22 protein-coding genes and 1 tRNA gene are annotated in these 23,525 nt (G+C 68.0%); 10 read left to right on the top strand and 13 right to left on the bottom strand.

Annotated features, from left to right (window positions below; translation table 11 throughout):
- Positions 1 to 76: 76 nt before the first annotated feature.
- Positions 77 to 595, top strand: coding sequence for a hypothetical protein (locus tag HZ989_RS12585; RefSeq protein WP_209321149.1), 519 nt, complete (start codon positions 77 to 79; stop codon positions 593 to 595).
- Here HZ989_RS12585 and HZ989_RS12580 read toward each other — a convergent pair.
- The 3 genes from HZ989_RS12580 to HZ989_RS12570 form a co-directional block, all read right to left on the bottom strand.
- The gene (locus tag HZ989_RS12580; protein ID WP_209321148.1) at positions 592 to 4,836 is read right to left on the bottom strand and encodes a translocation/assembly module TamB domain-containing protein; all 4,245 of its coding nucleotides are present in this window, start codon (positions 4,834 to 4,836) and stop codon (positions 592 to 594) included. The two genes, HZ989_RS12585 and HZ989_RS12580, sit on opposite strands and share 4 nt — an antisense overlap.
- Entirely contained in the window at positions 4,833 to 6,638 is a 1,806-nt protein-coding gene (locus HZ989_RS12575) for an autotransporter assembly complex family protein (protein ID WP_245162365.1), read from the bottom strand. The genes HZ989_RS12580 and HZ989_RS12575 overlap by 4 nt, the downstream gene beginning before the upstream one ends.
- 86 nt (positions 6,639 to 6,724) lie before the next feature.
- Positions 6,725 to 6,979, bottom strand: coding sequence for a hypothetical protein (locus HZ989_RS12570; RefSeq protein WP_245162364.1), 255 nt, complete (start codon positions 6,977 to 6,979; stop codon positions 6,725 to 6,727).
- A gap of 149 nt (positions 6,980 to 7,128) precedes the next feature.
- Here HZ989_RS12570 and HZ989_RS12565 point away from each other — a divergent pair, with 149 nt between their 5' ends.
- The 3 genes from HZ989_RS12565 (at position 7,129) to HZ989_RS12555 (ending at position 9,693) form a co-directional block, all read left to right on the top strand.
- Positions 7,129 to 8,871, top strand: coding sequence for an ATP-binding protein (locus HZ989_RS12565; RefSeq protein ID WP_209321147.1), 1,743 nt, complete (start codon positions 7,129 to 7,131; stop codon positions 8,869 to 8,871).
- 91 nt (positions 8,872 to 8,962) lie between these two features.
- Positions 8,963 to 9,039: transfer RNA gene (locus tag HZ989_RS12560), tRNA-Lys, on the top strand.
- Between the two features lie 117 nt (positions 9,040 to 9,156).
- A complete protein-coding gene (locus HZ989_RS12555; RefSeq protein ID WP_245162534.1) occupies positions 9,157 to 9,693 on the top strand; it encodes a hypothetical protein in 537 nt (178 codons plus the stop codon).
- Between the two features lie 2 nt (positions 9,694 to 9,695).
- On the opposite strand, the gene HZ989_RS12550 is transcribed toward HZ989_RS12555, so the two are convergent.
- Positions 9,696 to 10,361: a DUF1013 domain-containing protein gene (locus HZ989_RS12550; RefSeq protein ID WP_209321146.1), complete on the bottom strand. Its 666-nt coding sequence runs from the start codon at positions 10,359 to 10,361 to the stop codon at positions 9,696 to 9,698.
- 216 nt (positions 10,362 to 10,577) lie between these two features.
- Between HZ989_RS12550 and HZ989_RS12545 the strand changes: the two genes are divergently transcribed.
- Positions 10,578 to 11,267, top strand: coding sequence for a beta/gamma crystallin-related protein (locus HZ989_RS12545; protein ID WP_209321145.1), 690 nt, complete (start codon positions 10,578 to 10,580; stop codon positions 11,265 to 11,267).
- Here HZ989_RS12545 and HZ989_RS12540 read toward each other — a convergent pair.
- Positions 11,264 to 12,235 (bottom strand): NAD(P)H-quinone oxidoreductase, encoded by a 972-nt coding sequence (locus tag HZ989_RS12540; RefSeq protein WP_209321144.1) that lies wholly within the window; start codon positions 12,233 to 12,235, stop codon positions 11,264 to 11,266. The two genes, HZ989_RS12545 and HZ989_RS12540, sit on opposite strands and share 4 nt — an antisense overlap.
- 79 nt (positions 12,236 to 12,314) lie before the next feature.
- Between HZ989_RS12540 and HZ989_RS12535 the strand changes: the two genes are divergently transcribed.
- Entirely contained in the window at positions 12,315 to 12,521 is a 207-nt protein-coding gene (locus HZ989_RS12535) for a DUF1192 domain-containing protein (RefSeq protein ID WP_245162363.1), read from the top strand.
- A 99-nt stretch (positions 12,522 to 12,620) separates the two neighbouring features.
- Positions 12,621 to 13,148, top strand: a complete 528-nt coding sequence (locus HZ989_RS12530) for a DUF1465 family protein (RefSeq protein WP_371812953.1) — start codon at positions 12,621 to 12,623, stop codon at positions 13,146 to 13,148.
- A gap of 3 nt (positions 13,149 to 13,151) precedes the next feature.
- Here HZ989_RS12530 and HZ989_RS12525 read toward each other — a convergent pair whose 3' ends face one another.
- Both HZ989_RS12525 and rpmE read right to left on the bottom strand, forming a co-directional pair.
- The gene (locus HZ989_RS12525) at positions 13,152 to 14,717 is read right to left on the bottom strand and encodes a murein L,D-transpeptidase (RefSeq protein ID WP_209321143.1); all 1,566 of its coding nucleotides are present in this window, start codon (positions 14,715 to 14,717) and stop codon (positions 13,152 to 13,154) included.
- A gap of 148 nt (positions 14,718 to 14,865) precedes the next feature.
- Entirely contained in the window at positions 14,866 to 15,090 is a 225-nt protein-coding gene (rpmE, locus tag HZ989_RS12520; protein WP_183211651.1) for a 50S ribosomal protein L31, read from the bottom strand.
- Between the two features lie 136 nt (positions 15,091 to 15,226).
- Here rpmE and HZ989_RS12515 point away from each other — a divergent pair, with 136 nt between their 5' ends.
- A complete protein-coding gene (locus HZ989_RS12515; RefSeq protein WP_209321142.1) occupies positions 15,227 to 17,089 on the top strand; it encodes an ABC transporter transmembrane domain-containing protein in 1,863 nt (620 codons plus the stop codon).
- Positions 17,090 to 17,245: 156 nt separating this feature from the next.
- Here the strand turns inward: HZ989_RS12515 and HZ989_RS12510 are convergent, their stop codons facing one another.
- The 6 genes from HZ989_RS12510 to HZ989_RS12485 all read right to left on the bottom strand — a co-directional run bounded on the left by HZ989_RS12510 (position 17,246) and on the right by HZ989_RS12485 (position 21,001).
- On the bottom strand, positions 17,246 to 18,259 hold the full coding sequence (locus HZ989_RS12510; RefSeq protein ID WP_209321141.1) for a glycerophosphodiester phosphodiesterase: 1,014 nt from the start codon (positions 18,257 to 18,259) through the stop codon (positions 17,246 to 17,248).
- Positions 18,260 to 18,338: 79 nt separating this feature from the next.
- Entirely contained in the window at positions 18,339 to 19,142 is an 804-nt protein-coding gene (locus HZ989_RS12505) for an inositol monophosphatase family protein (RefSeq protein WP_209321140.1), read from the bottom strand.
- Between the two features lie 206 nt (positions 19,143 to 19,348).
- On the bottom strand, positions 19,349 to 19,918 hold the full coding sequence (efp, locus tag HZ989_RS12500) for an elongation factor P (protein ID WP_209321139.1): 570 nt from the start codon (positions 19,916 to 19,918) through the stop codon (positions 19,349 to 19,351).
- A gap of 163 nt (positions 19,919 to 20,081) precedes the next feature.
- Positions 20,082 to 20,342, bottom strand: a complete 261-nt coding sequence (locus HZ989_RS12495) for a helix-turn-helix transcriptional regulator (protein ID WP_209323122.1) — start codon at positions 20,340 to 20,342, stop codon at positions 20,082 to 20,084.
- Positions 20,287 to 20,787: a bacterioferritin gene (gene bfr, locus HZ989_RS12490; RefSeq protein ID WP_209321138.1), complete on the bottom strand. Its 501-nt coding sequence runs from the start codon at positions 20,785 to 20,787 to the stop codon at positions 20,287 to 20,289. The genes HZ989_RS12495 and bfr overlap by 56 nt, the downstream gene beginning before the upstream one ends.
- 28 nt (positions 20,788 to 20,815) lie before the next feature.
- Positions 20,816 to 21,001: a bacterioferritin-associated ferredoxin gene (locus HZ989_RS12485; protein WP_013268844.1), complete on the bottom strand. Its 186-nt coding sequence runs from the start codon at positions 20,999 to 21,001 to the stop codon at positions 20,816 to 20,818.
- 121 nt (positions 21,002 to 21,122) lie between these two features.
- Between HZ989_RS12485 and thiE the strand changes: the two genes are divergently transcribed.
- On the top strand, positions 21,123 to 21,761 hold the full coding sequence (thiE, locus tag HZ989_RS12480) for a thiamine phosphate synthase (protein WP_209321137.1): 639 nt from the start codon (positions 21,123 to 21,125) through the stop codon (positions 21,759 to 21,761).
- Positions 21,762 to 21,825: 64 nt separating this feature from the next.
- The gene (locus HZ989_RS12475) at positions 21,826 to 23,511 is read left to right on the top strand and encodes a sensor histidine kinase (protein ID WP_209321136.1); all 1,686 of its coding nucleotides are present in this window, start codon (positions 21,826 to 21,828) and stop codon (positions 23,509 to 23,511) included.
- The last annotated feature ends 14 nt before the right edge of the window (positions 23,512 to 23,525 follow it).

The following is a 23,525-nucleotide window of genomic DNA, read 5'->3' as shown; positions in this document are numbered from 1 at the left end:
GCCGATCCGAAAGGTGAAGGCTTGCGATACGTCCGGATTGAGTGTAAAGCCTGCTTGTCATTTTGGGAGGATTTCGATGACCGACTGGATCAAGGCCTTCAACCCGGGCAGCCCGATCACCACCGAGGCCGAGGCCGAAAGCGCGGCACGGGCCAGCGCAGTGGCCATGTTCATCGGCGCACTGGTCGGCGTCGTAAGCCTCGCATGGGCTGTGGCCAATCCTGCCGAACTCCAGGCGGCCGTGGACGCCGCCAGCGCTGCCAATCCGGCGGGTGCCGCCTCCGCTGCGGCCAGCGTCCAGATCGGGCTGTGGACCGCGGGCGGGTTCGCCGCGCTTCAGCTGATCCTTGGCGTGGTCCAGTGGCGGAACCCCGGCAAGATGCTGGCCATCCTGTTCATGGTCCTCGTGATTTTCGGGATCGTATCGACGGCGGCGACGCCTCTGATCGCCAGCGCCATGCCCAATATCCCGGCGACCCCGATATGGCAGATCGCCCTGTCGCTGATCGTCATGGTGGTCCAGCTGATCCTGCTGATCGCGGGCCTTCGCGGCATCGGGCGGCTGGACCGGCTGCAGATGGAAAGCGCCCGCTAATCTGACGGACGATTCGGGCGGCGGTCGTCATCACCGGCGGCCGCCCCCGGCACCCGCGACTGACGCCGCCACCGGATCGACAGGGTGGCGTCGCCCTGGCCGCCGAACCGGGAGCTGATGGCCACGTTCCGGCGCACCTGCCATTCGACGTTGACGGCCGCGCCGCCTTCACCTCCGCCGATGATCTCCAGATAGACGTCGTCGGTGATGTAGCGACCGCCCGAGACGGTCAGGGCCGAGGCCTCGCCACTGAATGACAGCCGGTCCAGACCGGCCAGTTCGCGCAGATTGCCGATCACGTCGAAGCCGCCGCCGCCCGCCAGGGACGCCACCCCGGCTGCCAGCTGCGCCGCCTCGAACGGCGACAGCTGCGAGGCCGAGCGGCCGAACAGGACCTGGGACAGGATCTCGTCCTGGGGCAGCTGGGGTGTCGAGGTCAGGACGATGACGGGCAGGGCGGCGGTGCCGGTCACGCGGATGGTGGCGGCCAGGGCCGGGTCCTCGCGCACAGCCGCCAGGTTCAGCCGGATCCGCGCCGGATCGGTGGACAGGGCGACGGAGCCGCGATCGTCGAACACGAACCGCTTGCCCGCGAAATCATAGTCGCCGCGCACGATCCGCGCCGTGCCGCTGAGGGTCGGCCGGGCGACCGTGCCGCGCACCCGCGCATTGACGCTGAGATAGACGTTCAGGCCGCGTCCAACCACGCGCACGGCATTGCCGGTCGAGCGCAGACGAATGTCCAGACCGATCTGGGGCCCGCGATGGGTGGTGACCTCATCGCTCCCGGCCGGGTCGCCTCCCGCCCGGTTGATCTCGACGACGTCCATGGCGGTGACGCCGCTGGGAACCGGGGGATTGGCCTCGATCCGGGCCTCGTCGATCGCCATCTGACCCGCCAGCTGGATGTTGCCGTCGGCCCCGCGCGTGACGGTCAGGGGGCCGGTCGCGCGCCCCTGGGCGATGTCGTTGTCGATGATCCGGAAACGGGTCAGGGCCAGCTGGAAACTGGAGCCGGAGCCCTGGCGCAGGCCGATGCGGCCGTCGCCCGAGACGGTGCCGCCCGCGCCGTCGGTGGCAGTGAAGGTCTGGATCAGCGCCGTCGTGTCGTCGAACCGGCTGGCCAGGGTGACGTCGTTCAGCACCAGGCCCGTGCCATTGTCGCGGAACCGGCCCTGGGCCAGGTTCAGGCGACCGGTGATCAGGGGGGCGTTTATCGTGCCGTTCAGGATGGCGCGACCGTCGACCTGACCGGCCAGGGTGCGCTCGCCGCCGAAGAAGACGTCCCAGATCGGCTGGATCTGTCCGTTGACCACCACTTCGCCGGACATGGGCCGGGTCTTGTTGATGGCGAGGCGCAGCGGGGCAGCCGAGGCCTCGACCGGCAGGGTGACATCGGCGGTGGCGCGCACGGCGTCGGTCCCGGCCGCATTGGCCTGGATGCGCAGCGTGTTGTTGACCAGGGTCGCATTGACCGAGCCATCGACCGACAGGCCGCGCGGGGCATCGACGCTGCGCAACTGGGCCAGGGTGACGTTGGCGGAGCCCGACAGGTCGTCGCCCGAACCGCGCAGGGAGACCCGGCCCGTGACCCGGCCGCCGAGATCGGGCGCGATGGAGCCCAGTTCGACGCTGGTCAGATCGGCCTGGATCACGGCCGCTCCGGCATCCTGGCGCATCTCGCCCAGCAGGATGCCGCCGCCGACCGTCATGTCGACGCGGACCACCCGACCGTCGCCGGCCAGGGCGATCACCGCCGGGCTGCGAGTGGCGAAGGCCACCTCGCGCACGCGACCGTTGCCGGACAGGGTCAGGCTCCGGGCCGTGTCCTGGTGCGCGTATACGCCGGTGCCGTCGAAGGAGACCGGGGTCGGTCCCCCGACGTCGGCGACGACGCGGAAGGGCAGGCGGTCGAGGGTACCGCGTCCGTCCAGACTGATGCGGCGGATCACATAGGGCGATCCGGAGAAACTGAGGTCGCGGCCGGTCACGTCCAGAATGGCGCTCTCGCTGCCCGGACCGTCGGTGAGGCGGATGCGGCCTTCCGCCGTGCCGGACGTCAGGAAGGCCCCCGGCCGCGCGGTGAAGGTCAGGTCCGCGCTGGACGGCGTATTGTTGTTCAGGGCCAGGGCCCCCTGGGCGGTGACGCCGCCTGCGTTCAGATCGACGTCGGTCAGGCGGAGCGCACTGCCGCCGAGGTAGAAATTGCCCGAGGCGGTCGCCGGGCCGTAGTTCGAACCGGCCGTGAGCACGACGCGGCCATCCGAGGCGTCCGCACCCTTGCGGAAGCTTAGGATCAGATGGGTGTCGGTCAGGGTCAGGGCCCCGGCGGCGACGCTGGCGAAGGTCGCGGTCAGGTCGGCGCGGGGCCGGGCGAGGGTGCCGGTCAGGGCACCATTGCCGGTCATGGCTCCGTCGATCGCGACCGGCCCCACGCCGAAGGGCCCCTGGGCATTCCAGTCCAGCGCCAGGCGCAGGCGCCCGGCCGACTCGATCAGGCCCTTCGCGCTGGCCCGGCCCGCCGCCCCCGTCAGCAGGCCCTGCTCGACCTCGATGCGTCCGCCATTCAGGGCACCGCCCAGTTGCAGGCGGGGAGTGGCGCCCAGCAGGCGATCCAGCTCGGCCATGCCCGTGGCCAGACGCGCGGCACGACCGTCGAAGGTCAGACGCCAGGGTGCGCCCGATCGGGCCGAGGACGCCTGGATCGGTCCGCCGAATGTGCCGCGCGCGCCGGGGCGAAGGCGGCCGACGTCGGTGATCTCGGCCCGGCCCCGGAAGTCCAGGCCGCCCAGCAGGTTGCGACCGCCCGAGCCGGTCAGGGTCAGGGCCTGGCCGCGCGCGTCGATGTCTTCCAGCAGGATCGCGCCGTCCTTCGCGCGGGCGGCGGCGAACTTGAAGCGCGGTCGGGACCCCAGCAGGGCGCCGACGATCCCGGCGCTGCGACCGCCCGTCACCGACAGGTCGCCGCCCAGGGTGAAACGGCCGTTGTCGGCGGCGAAATCGAGCGGGCCGGACACCTGGCCGGCCGCATAGCTGGCGATGTCGGCGTTCGACAGGCGGACATTGCCGTCGAGTTTCCAGACTTTCGCATCGCCCGTGAACATCGCCGAATAGGTCGCTGCCCCGCCGATGGTGGTGCCCGCCAGCCGGGACATCGATCCCGTGGAGATGGACACGGCGACGCCGTCGTCGGCCGTCTGGGTCTTCAGGTCGATGATCCCGCGCGCGCTGGAGGTCAGATTGTCGGCGATCAGCCGCCAGGCCATGCCCTGGACGTTCCCGTCCTCGGCCGTCGGCACCGAGGCGAAGCCGAACCGGGCCGTCCGCCCGATCCGCTGCACGAAGGGCTCCAGCAGATCCGAGCCACTGAAGTCGAAATAGCCGGAGATCCGCGATCCCGCGACGCCATAGCGGCCCCGTACCGTCAGGGGGACGAACGGCCCCGTCTGGAGGGTGGCATTGACGATCTCTCCATTCACCACGGCGACGGCGGAGAAGGGCTGGTCCGGCGAATAGCCCAGCGACCCGGCCAGGGGACCGCCCTGGGCCTCGCTGGCGCGAAGGTTCAGGCGCAGGTCCTCGATCTTGCCGCCGAAGGTGGTGGTGACGCGCAGATAGTCGCCGGGCCGGTTCCGGCTGTAGGCGTTCAGGGAGGCCGACTTGTTGCCGAGACGCGGGATCAGGGCGTCGCCGTTCAGACGCCATTTGCCGTATTCCTTCGAAAAGCCTTCTAGAAGTTCGACGTCGGCCGAGAACCGGTCGATGTCGACGCCGATGGGGCTGGGCTGCGGCGGCTTGCCGTCGGGCGGATCGAGCGTCGGGCGGCGCAGCAGGCGGATGGACCGGGCGCTGATGTCGGTCGCATGGAACCGGCGTGTGACGAGTGGCCAGAAATCCCAGTCCACGCGGACATCGCTCGCTTCCAGCCAGACGCCGTCCCTGTCGGTGACGGTGACGCGCGCCAGGGTGAAGTCGTCGAACAGGTCGCCCGTCAACCCCTCAACGTTTATGCGGCCATAGCGGCTGATCTTCTTGCCGGCGATGAAGCTGGTGATCAGATCGCGGCCGGGACCCGAGACCAGATACATCCGTCCGCCGACCGCCAGGATCAGGGCGAGGGCCGCCAGACCGACCAGCACCAGACCGGCGATGAAGCCAAAGGCCTGAAGGCGCGTGCGACGGCGCCTTTCGGCCTTCGTCGGCGTCTCGACCTCGGGCGTTTCGGGGCCCGGATCGGTCAAAACGCCTGACCGATGCTGACATAGACCTGGAAGCTGGCGTCGCCTTCACGCTTGTCCAGGGGAATGGCGATGTCGGCGCGGATGGGGCCGAAGGACAGGGTGTAGCGGCCACCGACACCGACCGAATAGCGCAGGTTCGAGAAGTCCGGGGTTTCGTCGAAACCGATGGATCCCGCGTCGATGAAGGCCACGGCGCCGAAATTCCGGCCCAGATCGCGGCGGACCTCGGCGGAAACCTCGAACAGGGAGATGCCGCCGCGCGGGGTGTTGTCGGGCAGACGCGGGCCGACGCCCTGGTATTCGTAGCCGCGCACCGAGCCGCCGCCACCCGAGAAGAACAGGCGATCGGACGGCGCGCTGAGCTCGCTGCCGCCGAGGATGGAGCCCAGTCTCATGCGGCCTGCCAGGACCGTCCGGTTGCGCGGGTCCAGCGGCCGGTAGCCGGTGATCTGGGCCTCGCTGCGCAAAAACAGGATGGTGTCCTCGCCCGCCACGGCGGTCGGCTGGATATTGACGGTCAGTCGCCACCCGTTCGCGGGGTTCAGCGGATCGTTCGACTGATCGATATAGGCGCTGATGCGGCCGGTGAAGAGGGCGAGGTCGCGATCGAGGCTGACCGGCAGCCGGGTGACCGGATCGAACCGGCCTTCGTCGTATCGGCCGAAGTCCAGGCCGACGCCATAACTGTACCAGGACGTCTTGCCGAGGCGCTGGCGCAGGTCGGCGGACAGGACCCCGGCCGTGCGGATATAGGCGTCGGTGTCCTCGTTCACGACGGCGGCGGACAGGGCCAGGGTCTGGCCCGGCGCGCGCCAGTGGGGCAGGGACAGGTCGGCCCCGATCCGGCTGTCGACATTGGCGATGCGCGCCTGAAACCGCAGGGTGTCGGCTCGACCGAAGCGGTTGTACCAGGTCCACAGACCTTCGACCCCCGATCCCTCGGCGGTGGAGAAGGTGGCACCGGCCTCGAGGATCCTGCGGGGGCGATCGGTCAGGGTCACCACGATCGGGCGGTTGCCGTCGGGCGTGGTCTGGTCCGGGCCGGTCAGGGCCACGGCCACCCCGTCATAGACGCCGGTTTCCAGCAGGCGTCGCTCCAGCTCGCCGACCAGTTCGGGATCGTAGCGCTGGCCCGCGCTCCAGGGGGCCAGGTTGGCGACCCACTCGGGATTGGTCGGTCCCCGGGTCTCCACGCGGACGCCGTCCAGACGCACCAGGGCACCGGAGCTGATGTTGAAGGTCGGTTGCACCGTCATGGCGGCATGATCGACCACCACGCGGCGCGGCCGGGTGGCGGCGTCGGGATAGCCTTCGCGCGTCAGGCTGGCGATGATCCGACCCTCGGCGGCGACGACCTCGGCGGCCCGACCGGGGTCACCGGGGGTCAGTCCGATGTCGGTCCGGGCCGTCTGGATGACCTCGGGCTCCGGCTCCGGCGCGACCCACTGGATCGTCGCGGGGGCCAGGACGAAACGGGGGCCGGGGCGCACGCTGACGATGGCCACGGGGGCGTCCTCGCCCTCGACGATGTCCTCGAGGATCGACTGGTAGTAGCCCTCGGACCGCAGCAGGGCCTCAGCGGACTCCATCGCCCCGCGGGCGCGGCGTCGGGCCTCGAAACGGTTTCCCGGCGCATCGTCGACTGCGCCGATGGCCTGGACCAGACGGGTCCGAAGATCGGCGGGCAGATCGCCCCGGACCTGCGCCCGGGGGTCGGCATGGGCGTCATCAACACCGCCCAGCCAGCCGCACGCCGTCACGAGGACGGCCGACAGGCACAATGCGTAGCGGTGACGACACAACCTCAATCTCTATCCTTCATCGTCGACCCCCGCGGTCGACGGGCGCGGCTTGTGAGACCCGATCGCGACGACGTTGCGGCAACGGCTCAATAGAACAGGGTTTCGCTTTCCGGCTGAACCGACTGTTCCGAAGACCGTTCGTCGGCAGGCAGGGTGGTCGTCGATGGCGTCGTCGGCGCGGTCGTGTCGGTGACGGGTGCGGTCTGGTCGGCCGCTGACGGCGCAACCGGCGTTTCCATGGGCTGCGACGCCGTCCCGGTCTCCTCCCGATAGGGCTCGTCACAGGCCGACAGGGTCAGGGCGGCCACCCCGATCGCCGCAACAAACATCAATGACTTCATCTGCATCTCCCCCGGATCGGCGTCGAAACGCCCCGTGCTCCGGCCCGTTCCATAACGCGACACCGCGCCGGGGTCACGCCCGTTCAGCCTGACGGAAACCAATCCTTCGTCTCTTTCAGCTTATGGTGTTCGGTGAAGAGAGGTGCGCAATGACCGCCAACGGCTATTCCATGATCGCGCAGGTTCGCTTTCGTGAGCTGAAGACGCGGATCGCCCTTGCCCTGTTCATCGCCGGGACGGCCTGTTTCCTGTCGAAATCCTTCTGGCCCGCCGTCTGGTTCGGGGCGGTTCTGGTGGGCCAGTTCATCGACTGGCTGGTATGCCGACCCATCCGGCGCAATCCAGAGATCAATCCCACGCAGGCCTATCGCGTGGCGATGTGTGCCACCACCAGCCTGAATGTCATCATCTTCTCGGGCATCTCTGCCTATCTGTGGATGACCGCCGGCGAGGCGGGACGGCTGTTCGCCATGATCCAGGTGGCCGGAGGTCTTCTGCACGTCAGCCTGCATATGCACCATATGCGAGCGCTGCTGCTGTCGGCGGTCATCCCTCACGGTCTCTATTTCCTGGGTTTGCCGATCATGGGAGCCATTCTGGGGCGCCAGCCCCAGGACTTGCTGATCGCCATCGGTGGCGTTCTGTACATGACCCATCTGATCGTCGCCGCCCGCCAGAGCTCCATGACCACACGCGCCATGCAGGAAGCCAATGACGAGGCGCGGGCCGAACGCAGAAAGGCCGAGATCGCCAGCGCCGCCAAGTCCGACTTTCTGGCCGTCGTCAGCCACGAGATTCGCACGCCGATGAATGCCGTGATCTCGGCCGCCAATCTTCTGCGCCGGACGCGCCTCGACCGCCAGCAGCGGGAACATGTCTCCATGCTGCTGGATGCGGGTGACGTGCTCGTCGGCCTGCTCAACGACGTGCTGGACTTTTCCAAGATCGAAGCCGGCAAGATGCAGCTGGAGATGGCCGATATCGATCTGCGCGAAAAGATCGGTTCGCTGGTCCGGCTGTGGGAGCCCAAGGCCAGCGCCAACAGCGTGCGGCTGAAGGTGATGATTTCGGACCGGACACCGGCCCGCATTCGCACCGACCCCCTGCGGCTGCAGCAGATGCTTTTCAACCTGCTGTCCAATGCGGTGAAGTTCACCGAGCATGGCGCCATCACCCTTTCGGTCGACTGGCAGGCCGGGCCGGGTCACCTGGTGGTGTCGGTTGCAGACACGGGATGCGGCATTCCCGCCGATCGGCTGGCGAACATCTTCAACAGTTTCGAACAGGTCGATGCGGGCACGACCCGGAAATACGGCGGTACCGGTCTGGGACTGGCCATCAGCCGTCGCCTGGCCGAGATCATGGGCGGGCAGCTGACTGCCGCAAGCGTAGAGAACAAGGGTTCGACCTTTACCCTGACCCTGCCCGTCGAGGTGGCCGAGGCCGCCATTCCGGAGCCGAAGCGTCGGGCCGTCACCAGCGGCTCTCTCGCCGGCAAGATCATCCTGGCGGCGGACGACCACGCCGTGAACCGCCGGATCCTGGCCCTGCTGCTGGAGCCGCACGGCTGCAATCTCGTTCTGGTCGAAAACGGCGCGGAGGCGGTCGAGGCCGCGGCGAGCCAGCGGTTCGATGCCATACTGATGGACATGCAGATGCCGGTGATGGACGGGCTCGAGGCCTCGGCCCAGATCCGGCGGTCAGACCTGAACCGCAGCACGCCGCTGATTGCGCTGACGGCCAACGCCATGGATGTGCACCGCGCGGTCTGGGACGCGACGGGTGTCTACGCCTTCCTGACCAAGCCGATCGATCCGGTCCTGCTGGCCCAAACCCTGGCTGAAGCGTGCGCCTCCGTCGAAGACGAGGCCCCGGAGCACAACGCCGCCTGAATCCACGAAAGCGGCAACCGGCCTTGACCCGGCTGCTGCGATGCACCAGAAGGCGCAACCGCGAAACGGCGTCGCCGTTCAGCAGCGATGCGCGTCCTTAGCTCAGTTGGTTAGAGCATCTGACTTTTAATCAGAGGGTCCTCGGTTCGAGCCCGAGAGGACGTACCATCCGCATTCTGTCGCGCGATCGCGCCCGACGCGGTCGATCGTGACGTCGGTGCGGTCTTGCCTTCCGGGACATGACGGTGGAAGCGTGCGGGACGGGGTGGTCGGAGTACGGTCTTGGTGAAGCTCGGCGTCATGTCGGCCCTGGTGGCCGTGGCTCTTGTGGGCTGTTCGGCGGCGACCCAGGTGCGCGACGGCGTGGGCGCGGCGGTCACGGCCCCGCTGAACGACTTCAATCTGAGGCGCGAGTTCATCCCCACCGTCCTGCTGCAGGCGGAGGGCAATCCCTATGACACCCGCAACCTGAACCAGTGCACCACGATCGCGGCCGAGGTCATCCGCCTGAACGATGCGCTGGGTCCGGACACCGATGAGCCGCCGCACGACGACGGGACCCTGATGAGCGAGCGGGCCCAGGACGCGGCCGCGCGCGCGGCGCTGGATGCGATCCGCAACAGCGTGACCGACTTCATTCCCGGGCGGAACTGGGTCCGGCAGCTGTCGGGGGCCGAACAACACAGCCGACATGTGCAGTCCGCGATCCAGGCCGGGCGGTCGCGCCGGGCCTATCTGAAGGGGCTGGGGATGCAGCGGAACTGTGCGCCCCCCGCATCCCCCAGCTGGTACCGGCCGCGCAGCGCGGCCTACCCGCAGTAAACCTACTCTCGGTTGCCGAACACGGAGGCGGCCGTGGGTTCGGCGGTGCGACGCTCGCGCTCCTCGGGCACGAATTCCGGCTCGACGGGTTCCGAAGCGATCGGCTCCAGCGCCGGTCCGCCCTTTTTGGCGTCGTCGCGGTTCTTCTTTTCGGCCGCTTTGGAGATCAGGTCGTCCAGGACCAACTGACCGACCAGGCCCAGGGTCACCGGATCGACCGGCTTGATGTTGGGGCTGTTCCAGTGGGTGCGGTTGCGCACGCTGTCGATCGTCGACTTGGTGGTGCCCAGCAGTTTGGCGATCTGGGCGTCGGTCACCTCGGGGTGATTCTTGACGAACCAGCTGATGGCGTCCGGCCGGTCCTGACGACGCGAGACCGGCGTATATTTCGGCGCGGGCTTGTTGGTCTTCAGCAGTTCGGCGTGACGGCTGACGATCGCGGTCATCCGATAGCTTTCGTCGGCCTGGGCCCTGTCCAGTTCCTCGCGGGTCAGTTGACCGCCCGTGATCGGATCGACGCCCCGGATGTCGCGGGCCACGTCGCCGTCGGCGATGCCGCGCACTTCGAGGGGGTGCAGGCCACAGAAGGCGGCGATCTGTTCGAACGTCAGCGAAGTGTTGTCGACCAGCCAGACGGCGGTCGCCTTGGGCATCAGGATGTCGGTCATGGGTGGTGGTCCCGAAAGTGTGCGAGGGCCCGGCGATCCCGGGCTCCGGATACGACGGCGCCCGGCCTTTCGACCGGGCGCCTGATGCTGGCGATATAGGCCGTTTCGCGCGAAAAGAAAACGACGTCATGCAGTGCTATACAGCAACGGTTCATCCGGACTGGAAAACAATGGCTCACCGGATGCGAGAGGCATCCCCCCTGGAGGAAGAAAATCATGAAGACACCCGCTTTCATCGCTGCCGGTGCCGTCCTTGCGACGGTCGGCTTCGCGTCGGTTCCCGACGCGGCCGAGGCCCAGGCGCGGGGCGCGCCGCGCGGCAGCTATGCCCAGTCCTGTTCCGGGGCCTATGTGAATCAGGGTCGGCTGTATGCCGACTGCCGGGACACGCGGGGCCAGACGCGGTCGACGTCGATCGAGCTGGCCCCCTGTTCGTCCAGCGACATCGGTAACGACAACGGCCTGCTGGTTTGCCAGGGCGTTCGCGGCGAGTTCGAGAACAACGGCGGCAACAACGGCGGCGGCTGGAATGGCGGCGGTGGCGGCAACAACGGCGGTGGCTGGGGTGGCGGCGGGAATAACGGCGGTGGCTGGAACGGTGGCAACAACGGTGGCGGCTGGAACGGCGGCAACAACGGCGGCCGCAACAGCATCACCGTCTTCGCCGATCGCGACTATCGCGGTGCGTTCCAGACGTTCCGGGGCGAGCAGTACAATCTGTCCAACACGGACTTCAACGACCAGATCAGCTCGATCCAGCTGAACGGCCCGTGGGAGGTGTGTTCGGACTCCGGCTTCCGCGGCTACTGCCAGGTCATCGAGGGCAATGTGCGCAACCTGAACACCACCGGCCTGAACGACCGCATCTCCTCGATGCGCCCCCTGCGCGGCGGCGGTCGCTACTAGACCGTCAGGACGATCTTGCCGACGTGCTCGCCCGCTTCCAGCCGGAGGTGGGCGAGACCGGCCTGGTCCAGCGGAAAGGTGGCATCGATCGGCGGCCGGATCCGGCCGGACGCGACCCAGGGCCAGGCGTGCGTCTCGATGGCTGCGGCGAGCCGCGCCTTTTCGTCCGCCGGGCGACGGCGCAGGGTCGAACCCGTCAGGGTCGCCTGCTTCATCATGACCTTGCCCAGCTCGATCCGGGACAGGCCGCCGGTCAGCGTCGCGATCACGACCCAGCGGCCGAAGGGCCTGAGCGCGTCCAGGTTCAGCCCGGCATAGTCTGCACCGACCATGTCGAGGATGACGTCGGCCCCACCGGCATCGGCGATGCCCTTCGCCAGGTCGCCTGAGGTGGCGTCAAGACTGACGTCCGCGCCCAGATCGCGCGCAGCCCCGGCTTTCGTGGCCCCGCGCGAGGTTGCGATGACGCGGGCCCCGGCCGCCCTGGCCATCTGGATCGCCATGACGCCGATGCCGGAGGTGGCGCCGTGGACCAGCAGGGTCTCTCCGGCCGCGAGTCGCCCGCCCTCGAAGACGTTGGTGAACACGGTGAACAGGGTTTCGGGCAGGGCGGCGGCCTGGACGAAATCGAGGTCGTCGGGCAGGAGCAGGGTATGGCGGGCGTCGACCACGGCGTATTCGGCATAGCCTCCTCCGGCCAGAAGCGCACAGACCCGGTCGCCGAGCGCCCGGCGGGATACGCCGGCTCCGACCTGATCGACCGTGCCCGCGACCTCCAGCCCCATGATGTCCGAGGCCCCCGGCGGAGGCGGATAGGCCCCGATCCGTTGCAACAGGTCCGGCCGGTTCACCCCGGCGGCGGCGACGCGGATGCGGATTTCGCCGGGACCCGCCTGCGGTTCCGGGCGCTCGCCGATCTGCAGCGCGTCGGCCGGCCCGGAGCCGCCTTTGATCTCGATCACCCGCATGCGGCGTTCCCTGTCTTGCAATCGTCCGTGTCCGGGCGCTCAAATGGGGCGTTTTCCGATGATGGCCAAGGAGGCGACGATGAGTTTCGAAGATCTCGATCCCCGGCCGCAACGCGGGGCGATGCTGACGGCGCTGGGTCGAGAGGACCTGGACCTTTATTCCGTCGAGGAGCTGAACGAACGGATCGAGACCCTGACCGGCGAGATCGACCGCGCCAGGGCCGCGATCGCCGGCAAGAACGCCAAGAAGTCGGCGGCCGACGCCCTGTTCAACTTCGGCTCCTGATGGCATTCCGCCTCGATCCGATCCGTGGCATGGCCGTTGCAGTCCAAACGGCTGCGGTCCCGATGCGGCTCGTCGAAACAGCGGACGTCGATCGTTTTCATGAGTATGGTTGAGTTGATGGCGAGCGACGAGGAACAGTCGGCAGTGCGGTCCCGGGCAGGCGAGGTGCGCGATTTCGCGCGTTCCGAACTGTTCGAGCGGACCTTTCAGGAAGGCATGGACCTGGTCGAGGAGACCGCCGCCTATCTGGACGGCGACGGACGGCGCGAATCAAGGCTGCTGTCGCGCGCCTCGGCCCTGGCCTATGCGGGCGAGAGCATGAAGCTGACGACCCGGCTGATGCAGATCGCGTCCTGGCTCCTGGTGCAGCGGGCCGTCCGCGAGGGCGACATGGCGCCCGAGGCCGCCTGCGACGCCCGCTATCGACTGACCGAGCGCAAGGTCGAGACGGAGCCGACGCATCCGGAAATCCCCATCGCCTTGGTCGAATACCTGGTGCGGACCGAGAAGCTGCACGACCGGGTGCTGTATCTGGATCGTCGCCTGTATCTGGACGCGCCGGGCGAGCTCGACGCCAATCCGGTGCTGAGCCAGATGGGCCTGCTGGAAGCGGCGTTCCGGCTCTAGATCCTACGGCCCGACGTCGTTGGCGACGCGCGCGCCGTCATCGACGACGGTCGGCAGGCTGACGGCAATGCCCAGGGCCTCGGCCAGCGTCTGGTCGCGACGATAGATGTCCTCGCGGAAGGCCACGCGGCCCTGACCATCGACAAAGGCGGTCCAGTAGAGCAGGCGCACGTTGATCTCGCGGCCGGTCTGGATGCGCCGGGTCTGGCGGGTTTGCTGGGCCGTATCGAATTCGGCCAGCAGGGCCGGATCGGGCGCGAGCAGAATGCGCGCGAACTCCACGGCGTTCTGCACGCGGACGCAGCCGTGCGAGCGTTGCCGGACCGACAGGTTGAAAGCCGCCTTGGACGGCGTGTCGTGCAGGAAGATGGCGTAGCTGTCGCGCAGCTCGAACTTCACATAGCCGAGCGCGGCGGTCGGGCCGGCGCGCTGGATGACCTGGCCGTTCTGCACATACATGTTCTGGCTGGCCAGATAGGCGGGTCCGCGCGGCAGGATCTCGCGCCTCGCGATGCCGGCGGGCACATACCAGGGCGGATTGGCCACGACCGAGGCGAACGGCTTTTCAAGACTCGGCGTCTGGGTCGCCGGCGCGCCGCAGACGACGCGGTTGGAGTGAACGGGGCGGCCGTCCTTCCAGTAGACCATGATGGCCGCGGCGGTGTTGACCTCGATCCGTTCAGGACTGAGCTCGCGCTTCAGCCAGCGACGACGTTCGAGGTTGAGCGCGATCTGGCGGGCCCGGTCCTCGGCCGAGGCCCCCAGCGAGCTCTGGGTGCCCGCGCCGATCCGGCCGTCGGGGGCGAGGCCGTGCCGGGCCTGGAAGCCCCGGACGGCCGTCTGCAGCTCGGGTCCATAGACCAGGCCCTGGGCTGTCAGGCGCGCGCCGTCGGCCTCCGACAGGTCGCCCTCGGCCACCAGGCGCTGGATGATGATGGGCACGCGGGTGTCGCTGTTGCCCGGCTCGATCGCGGCACCCGCGCGGAACCGCGCCCAGCCCCCGTTGCGGATGATGCGGCGATAGCGGACGTATCCGGCCGAAAGATTGTTGTAGCCGATGTCGGTCGGGGCCAGGCCGTTGAACCATTCGACGATCTTGTTCTGGACCATTGCGTCGTTCAGCCCGGCGGGCAGATCGACGACGTTCTTCTGCATTTCCCACAGCTCTTCGACCGATTCCGGCCGCACCCGACCGCGAGCCAGAACGTCGGCATAGGCCATGGCCGCGCCCGTGGTCCGGACTTCGGCGCTGTCGGGGTCGGCGGCCAGCTCCACGAAATCGAAGAAGTCCGACCTGGCCAGACCATGACGCTCGGCGCGGTTCGACGCCTCGTTCAGCTTGCGCAGACGGTCGGCGTTCCACACCGGGCGCCAGCCGTTGAGTTCGTAGAAGGCCCGCACGTCCGCCTGCACGGCCTGCGGCAGGCGATCGATCTGGTCGCTATAGGCGGTGTAATAGGGGCTGTTGATCGAATTGGCCGGGGCCGGCTGCGCCGGGACCGTCTGGGCCGAGGCCCCGCCGGCCAACGCCGCCGCGGCCACGCCGAGGGTCAATTCACGTCGATTCATGGTCGTGTCGCTCTGTGTTCGACGCCGTGTTGAACCCGGCGTTCGCGCCCCGGCATCGAACCGCCGCATGTTATCGACCTTCCGCCCAAACAAAAAGCGCCGGTCGAGAAACCGGCGCCCTTCGTGTCGTCCGTGCCGCAGTTTGCGACTACTTCTTGATGAAGCCGCCGAACTTGTTGTTGAAGCGCGAAACGCGGCCGCCGCGATCCAGCATCTGCTGGTTGCCGCCGGTCCAGGCCGGGTGCGTCGACGGATCGATGTCCAGGTTCAGCACATCGCCTTCCTTGCCGTAGGTCGACCGCGTCTGGTACGTCGAGCCGTCCGTCAGGGTGACGGTGATGAAGTGGTAGTCGGGGTGCGTATCGGCCTTCATGGTCGTGTTCCAGTCTCTGTACGCGATGACGATGCCGACCGTCGGTGCGTGAAAATGAGAAAACCCGCCAGAACCCCGGCGGGAATGAGCGGCGGCGTTTACACCGGGGGGCCTTTGGGGGCAAGAGGCGCGCACCATGACAGACAGCGCCGCGCCGACCCGTGATTCCATGACAGGACAGGCGGAGGCGGCGGGGCGTCCCGGCGCGGGCGCGATCCTGGTCGAACAGATCGGCGAGGCCAAGCAGCGCCGTGCCAAGGGTCGCAGCGTCAAGCCCCTGCTGCGCCTGTGGCCCTATCTTTTGCGGCACCGGCTGAACGCCCTGTTCGCCATGTTCTGGCTGCTGGGCTCCACGGCCGCGTCCCTGGCCCTGACCGGCACGGCGCGGGGGGCCATCGACCACGGGTTCGAGAACGGCGGTCAGGACATCGATCGCTGGTTCCTGATCCTGGGCCTGAACGCGGTCGTTCTGGGTGTCGCCACGGCGGTCCGCTATTTCTACGTCACCAAGACGGGCGAGCGGGTCGTGGCCGATCTGCGCAAGGGTCTGTTCGACCGCATCCTGACGCTGGACCCTTCCTTCTTCGCGCAGATGCGGACGGGGGAGGTGCTCAGTCGGCTGACGACCGACATCGCCCTGGTGGAGACGCTCCTGACGACCTCGGTGTCGTTCGCCCTGCGCAACTTCCTGACCCTGCTGGGCGGTGTGGCCTTGCTGTTCGTGGTCAGCCCCAAGCTGACCGGTCTGGTGCTGCTGACCGCGCCCGTCCTGATCGCGCCGATCTTCATTTTCGGCCGGTCGGTGCGGAAGCTGACCGTCAGGTCCCAGGACCGGTTCGCCAATGCCGTCGGCTTCGCGGGCGAGAGCGTCGACGCCATCGAGACGGTCCAGGCCTTCGGACGCGTCCGGAGCGCCATCGACCGGTTCGGGGCGGTGGTCGAGGAGGCGTTCGGCGTGTCGCTGGTTCGCATGAAGGCGCGGGCCTGGATGACGGCGGTGATCATCGTGGTCGTGTTCGGCGGGGTGACCTTCGTGCTGTGGCTGGGGGCCCAGGACGTGGCCCGGGGCGTGATGACGCCGGGGGCGCTGCTGCAATTCGTGCTGCTGTCGGTCTTTACGGCCGGGGCCGTCGGGGCGCTGGGCGAAAGCTGGGGCGACGTGCAGAAGGCGTCGGGGGCCATGGAGCGGATCGACGAGCTGATGCGGGCGACCCCTTCGATCGCGCCACCTGCGCATCCCGTGGCCCTGCCCAGCCCCGCCGAGGGGCGGGTCGCCATGGCGGGCGTGCGGTTCGCCTATCCGGGCCGGCCGGATCTGCCGGCGCTGAAAGGCTTCGACCTGGTGGTGCAGCCGGGCGAGACCGTGGCGCTGGTGGGGCCATCGGGCGCGGGCAAGTCGACCGTGTTTCGCCTGTTGCTGCGCTTCTATGATCCGCAGGAAGGGGCCGTCAGCGTGGACGGCGTGGACGTGCGTGCCGCCGACCCGGTGGAGGTGCGCGGACGCTTTGCCTGGGTGTCGCAGGAGGCCCCGCTGTTCTCGGGATCGGCGCTGGAGAACATCCGTTTCGGGCGCGAGGCCGCCAGCGAGGCCGAGGTGCGTCAGGCGGCCGAGGAGGCCCAGGCCCTGGGCTTCATCGAGGCCCTGCCCGAAGGGTTCGGCACGGCTCTGGGCGAGCGCGGCAAGAGCCTGTCGGGCGGCCAGCGCCAGCGTCTGGCCATCGCCCGCGCCCTGGTCCGGGACGCGCCGATCCTGCTGCTGGACGAGGCGACCAGCGCGCTCGATGCCGAGAACGAACGTCTGGTCCAGGCCGCACTGGACAAGGCGATGGAAACGCGGACCACCCTGGTCATCGCCCACCGCCTGGCCACGGTGCTGCGCGCCGACCGGATCGTGGTGATGGAGGACGGAGCGGTCGTCGAGACCGGCACCCACCACGAACTGGTGGCCAGGGGAGGGCTGTATGCCCACCTGGCGGAGCTGCAGTTCCGGGAGGGGTGAGCCCGTCTCCTCCCCGTCGGCCTTGCCGACGGGGAGGTGGCTCGGAGCGTAGCGGAGAGACGGAGGGGTTCTTGCCGCACGAAGAACCCCTCCGTCAGCTCGCAAGGGCTCGCTGCCACCTCCCCATGCGCGAGGCGCATGGGGAGGAGACGCGTCTCAGTCTCTGGCCTGAACCGCCACGCCCGGGAAGTCGGTGAACACGGCGTCGACGCCGAGGGCGTAGAACCGTTTCAGCCAGCCCGGCAGATCGCCGCGATAGTCTGTCGACAGGAACGGGTCTTCCGCACGAAAGGTCCAGGCGACGACGTTCAATCCAGCGGCGTGGGCGTCTTCGATCAGGGGCGTCGGGGTCGTCGAAGCCCCGGAGGCGTCCCGCGGCACGATCATCGCCGTCTCGACCCCGATGGCATCGGCATAGGTGGCGATCGTCGCCAGACCGTCGGGGGTGGCCATGGCGGCATAGGTCATTCCAGGCTGGTCTGCGGGGCCGCCCGACGCCGCCATGAGCTGGAGCAGGGGGGCATCGGTGCTCCGGGCCAGCGATCGCAGGGTCTCGACCTCGAAACACTGGACCATGATCGGGCTGTCGGCCGCCATCAGGGCGTTCGTGCGCAGGGCCTCGAGGAACGGAGCCTCCATCGGCAGGCCGATCGAGGCGAAATAGGTCGGGTGTTTCAGCTCGGGGGCGACGCCGATGACCCGGCCGGTACGGGCCGTGGCGGCGCGGGCGATGTCGATGACCGCCTGGAAGGTCAGGATCGTCTCGTCGGCGAAGGCGGTGTTGCCGGGACGCAGGGTCGCCAGGCGTTCACGGGCCCTCAGGGTCTCCAGCTCGGCCAGGGTAAAGTCCTCGGTGAACCAGCCGGTCGTGACGACGCCGTCGATGGTCCTGGTCGTGCGTCGGGCGGCGAATTCGGGATGGTCGGCGACGTCGGTGGTGCCGGAGATCTCGTTCTCGTGCCGGACGATCAGATGGCCGTCCTTCGACAGGACCAGATCCGGCTCGATGACATCGGCCCCCTGTTCGATGGCCAGTTCATAGGCGGCGCGGGTGTGTTCGGGCCGCTCGCCCGACGCCCCGCGGTGGGCGATCACCAGCGGGTGGGGCGGGGTCTGGGCGTCGGCGGGGCTGGTGACGAGCATCAGGGCCGCGAGGATGAACCGGATCATGGCGGAAGGGTAGGGGACGGGGATGACGGGCCGGTGACGACGTTCTCCCTCCCCTGCGGGGGAGGGACAAGATCGTGGCTCAGCCCCGCAGCACCTTCGTCAGCTGCGGGTGCAGTTCGGGGTTCGACGCCAGGATGGAGACGCCGGTCTTGGGGTCGCCATCCGGATCGATGGTGGTGACGATGCCGCCGGCCTCGGTGACGAACAGGATGCCCGCCGCCACATCCCAAGGCTTCAGATTGCGCTCATAGTAGGCGTCGTAGCGACCGCAGGCGACCCAGGCGAAGTCCAGGGCGGCGGAGCCCAGGCGACGGATGCCGGCGACGCGCTGGCCGATGGCGTGGATGTCCTTGATCGACTGGGCGTGGCCCGACTTGCCGATGAAGGGCAGGCCGGTGGCGATCAGGCTTTCCGACAGGTCGCGCCGCCCGGCGACGCGGATGCGGGTGTCGTTCAGATAGCAGCCCTTGCCCTTCTCAGCCCAGAACAGCTCGTTCATGATCGGGTTGTAGGTGACGCCGGCGACGATTTCGGAGCTGCCATCCGGCGCATGGCGTTGCAGCCCCACCGTGATGGCGAAATGGGGCATGGCGTGCATGAAGTTGGTGGTGCCGTCGATCGGATCGACCACCCAGGTGTGGGACTTGTCGGTCCCCTCGATCATGCCGCGCTCCTCGCCCAGGAAGCCATAGCCGGGGCGGGCCTTCATCAGCAGTTCATACAGGGTGTCCTCGGCCTTGATGTCGGCGGCCGTGACGAAGTCGCCGGGCCCCTTTCGCGACACCTGCAACTGCGCCACCTCGCCGAAGTCGCGCAGCATGGGTCGGGCGGTCTTGCGGACCGCGTCGATGATGACGGAAACGAGGGCGGAGGCGAGGGCCATGGGGGAAGCTCCTGGTCCGCATGTCCTGAAAGGCGCCCGGCCCGGAGATGCGGAGAAGTTCAACGGCTCCGGATGGGGCCGAGTGGTTGCCATGAGTGGCGAGTGGCGAGTGGCGAGTGGCGAGTGGCGAGCAACGTGGCCGGAACGATATCAGCGACCCGTCAGCCCATCCTTCTCGTCACTCGTCACTCGCCACTCGTCACTTCCTATTCAGCGCGGCGGACGTATTCGCCGGTGGTGGTGTCGACGACGATGCGTTCGCCCACGCCCATATAGGGCGGGATCATGATGCGGACGCCGTTGTTGGCCCTGGCGGGCTTGTAGGACGAAGAGGCCGTCTGGCCCTTTACCGTCGGCTCGGTCTCGACGACCTCCAGCGTGACCTGTTCGGGCAGGGTCAGGCCGATGGGCCGGTCCTCGTGCATCTCGATGACGACCTTCATGCCGTCCTGCAGATAGGCCACGCGGTCCTCGCCGACCCAGTCCTTCTGCAGCTCGGTCTGCTCATAGGTGGCGTCGTCCATGAACACGAGGGCGTCGCCCTGCTCGTACAGATAGGAGAACTCCTTCTGCTCCAGGGTGACGCGTTCGACCTTGTCTTCCGAGCGGAAGCGTTCGTTCAGCTTGTTGCCGGTCTCGAGGTTCTTGGCCTCGACGTTGGCAAAGGCACCGCCCTTGCCGGGCTTGACGTGGCTGGCCTTGGTGACGACCCACAGGCCCTTGTTGTGTTCGAGCACCATGCCGGGCTTGATGGTGTTGCCGTTGATTTTCGCCATTGGGGGTCACTGTCTGGAGGGGCGCAGCCGGTCCCGTGACGGGCGCGCGAAATCGGGCGCGATCCCTAGAGGAAGCCGCTCGCAAGGGCAAGCCGAGCACAGGGGGCGGTGCCGGGCGCCGGCAGCACGGAGCGGAAGGGGCGGAGGGCGGACGGGTTCCGCCTCAGATCGCCCCGTCGTCGGCGCGGATCATGTCGGCGGGATCATGGTCGTAGTCCAGCAGGTCGCCGGGCCGGCAGCCCAGCACGGCGCACATCCGCGCCAGGGTGGAAAACCGGATGCCCTTCACCTTTCCGGAGCGGAACAGCGACAGCTGGGTCTCGCTGAGCCCGATCTCTGCCGCCAGGTCGCGGGCCTTGAGGCCGCGCTCAGCCGCCGGTGGCGGCCTTGTCCGGCGCGATCTCGGACATGGCGGACTGCAGATAGTTCTGCTCGCCCAGCTGTTCGATCAGCTTGAACTGGGCCTCGAGGAAGTCGATGTGCTCCTCGGTGTCCGACAGGATCTCCATGAAGATCTGCCGGCTGACATAGTCGGACAGCTGTTCGGCCTGGGCGACGGCGGCCAGCAGGGTGTCGCGTCCGCCCAGTTCCAGCTGCAGGTCGGCCCCCAGGCATTCGACCGCATTCTCGCCGATCTTGAGCTTGTGCAGGTCCTGCATATTGGGCAGGCCGTCGAGGAACAGGATGCGCTTGATCAGTTTGTCGGCGTGTTTCATCTCGCCGATCGATTCGTCATAGATGATCTGGCCCATGTGCTTCAGGCCCCAGCTTTCGAACATGCGGGCATGCAGGAAATACTGGTTCACGGCCGTCAGTTCATTGGTCAGCACCGCATTCAGGCTGCGGATGATCGCGGGATCGCCCTTCATGGCTCAGTTCCTTCGTGTTCGGGCCGGACTATTCGGCGGCGAGAGCGAAGGTGTCCCGGCTGTCCTGAATCATCTGGCGCATCTCGCAGACGCATTTAGCACACTGCGCGGCACATTGGTTGCGCTGGAAAACATCGGCGGGCCGCGTGGCCCCGGCCTCGATGGCGCGGGCGACGTCCCGTTGGCGAAGGCCATTGCAGTTGCAGACGTACAAGGCAGGCGATCCTGTCGGCCAGTTGCGATTGGTTCTCTGTAGCAGATGCCCCGGAGATTGCAACGCGTTCGCAACATGAGCGGCGGTTGACGGCCGGGCCGCGTTGACGCACCTCCCACCGATGTCTCTGCCGCCCTGCCAGCTCTATCTGATCACGCCGCCGACCATCGACGATCCGGACGCCTTCGCCGCCCGACTGGAGCGCGCCCTGGACGCCGGCCCGGTCGCGGCCCTGCAGATCCGGTTGAAGCCGGCCGACGATGCGACGATCACGGCGGCCGTCCAGCGTCTGGCCCCGCTGGCTCAGGCGCGCGGCGTGGCCGTCATTCTGAACGACCGCCCCGATCTGGCGGCGATGCTGGGCTGCGATGGCGTTCATGTGGGGCAATCGGACGCATCGGTCGCGTCGGCACGTCGGATCATGGGCAAGTCGGCGATGATCGGCGCGACCTGCCACGACAGCCGCCACCTGGCGATGGAAGCGGCCGAGGCCGGAGCCGACTATGTGGCCTTCGGGGCCTTCTTTCCGACGCGCACGAAGCAGACGGAGCACCGACCGGATCCCGAGATTCTGACGATCTGGCAGGAGGTTATGGAAATTCCGTCGGTCGCGATCGGCGGTATCACCGTCGAGAACGCCGCCGGCCTGGTCGCGGCCGGAGCGGACTTCCTGGCCGTCAGCGCCGGGGTCTGGTCCCATCCGGACGGCGAAGCGGCCGCCGTTCGCGCATTCGCTGCGCTTATGGCCCCATCGCGCTGACTTCAGGGGATATTAGGAAGCTCGTGGTTGAAGGGAGTCAACCGCCACTCCCGAGTTGTTACCCATGGCCACCGCCCGCGCCCTAGGCGCGACCAATCTGGCGTTCAGCGAGGCACCCGGTGTCGCCGTTCGCCCGACCGTGACGACGGCCGCGAGCCTTTTCGCCCAGCCCCTGGCCCCCATGCTGACCGTGCTCGGCATCGTGGTGCTGGTGATCCTGGCCGTGACGACGGCGAGTGAGGACGGCCTGGTCTCTGCCTTGTGGGCGGCGAACGGACTGGCGGTCGGCGTCTGGCTGCGAAGTGGTCGAGGCACCAGTTTCGACCTGAGTTTCGGTGCCCTGGTGGCGCTCGGCGTGCTTGCGGGAGAATTCCTGGCCGGGAATCCACCCGTCCTGGCCGTCTGGTTCACCGTGGCCAATATGATCGAGATCGTCGCGGCCGTGACGCTGGCCCGGCGGTTCGCACCGACGCTGAACCTGGCGACCGTGACCGGAGCCTCCCGCTTCATCTTCTGGGCGGCGATCGTCGCGCCATTCGTGGCCGGAGTGATTGTCGCCTCGGTCTTGCTGGCGACCTATGGCGCGCCGTTCCTGATGAGCTTCCAGACCTGGTGGTTCGGTCATGCCCTGGGTCTGGCCGTCGTCGCGCCGTTCGTTCTGGCGTTCGAGAAGCGCCAGCTTCAGTCGATGCTCGAACCCCTGCGGGTCGCCGAAACCGTGGGGCTTTTCACACTTCTGGGCGGTGCCTGTATCGTCGTCTATTTCTTTCTGGCGCTGCCAATCAGCTTTGTCGTCATCCCCATACTGATCCTGATCGCGGCCCGGCTGAGACTGCCCGGCGTGACGGCGGCGCTGGTGTTGGTGTCGGTCGCCGCCATCGGTTCGCTGATGGCGGGACTGGGTCCGTCGTCCTACCTGGGGGCACCGTTGGCCGAGCGTGCGGTGATTGTCCAGCTGACGATCCTGTTCGGCTATGTGCCCATTGTGCTGGTCGCCTCGCTGCTGGAAGAGCGCGACCGCCTGTCGGAGCGCGCCAGGGCCGGGCAGCTTCGCGCCGAACGGGCGTCGGCGGCCAAGTCGCGACTGCTGGCCAATGTCGCTCACGAGATCAAGAGTCCCATCGGCGGCGTCATCGGCATCGGCGATCTGTGGTCCGGCGGACAGTTGGGCCCGGTGACGAAGACCCAGGCCGAAATGGCGGCCATGCTGGTCAAGACCGCGCGCCAGGTCGAGGCGCTGTCGCACGATCTTCTGGATGTCGCCCGAGCCGAATCCGGAGCCGTCAAGGTCGAGCTTCGGCTCACCGACGTGCCCGGCATTCTCGAAGACATTCGCGCCGCGACCGTGTTGAGGCCGGAGGCGCGCGCCCTGTCCGTCAGCGTTCAGTGCGAGGGCGACGGGCTGATCGCCATCGCCGATTCGCAGCGACTGGCGCAGATCATCGACAACCTGGCCAGCAATGCGGTGAAGTACGCCAGCTCAGGCGGCAGCCTCGTGCTCCGGGCCCGCCGGATCCATGATGGCGTCCGGATCGAGGTCGCGGATCGCGGGCCGGGCCTGACTCACGAGAAGCAGGCTCAACTGTTCGAGCCCTTCAACCGCCTGGGCCTCGAGCGATCGACGGTCGAGGGCCATGGCATCGGGCTGGCCCTGGCCAAGCGCCTTGTCGAACTGCAGGGCGGATCGATCGGGGTCGAGTCGAAGCCCGGCGAAGGCGCGACCTTCTGGATCGAACTGCCCGCCGCCTGAGCGAGACCAGTACA

Source organism: Brevundimonas sp. AJA228-03, assembly GCF_017795885.1.
Classification (GTDB): Bacteria; Pseudomonadota; Alphaproteobacteria; order Caulobacterales; family Caulobacteraceae; genus Brevundimonas.
The sequence above is the reverse complement of the archived record's forward strand: the minus strand, read 5'-3'. Positions and strand labels throughout refer to the sequence as shown.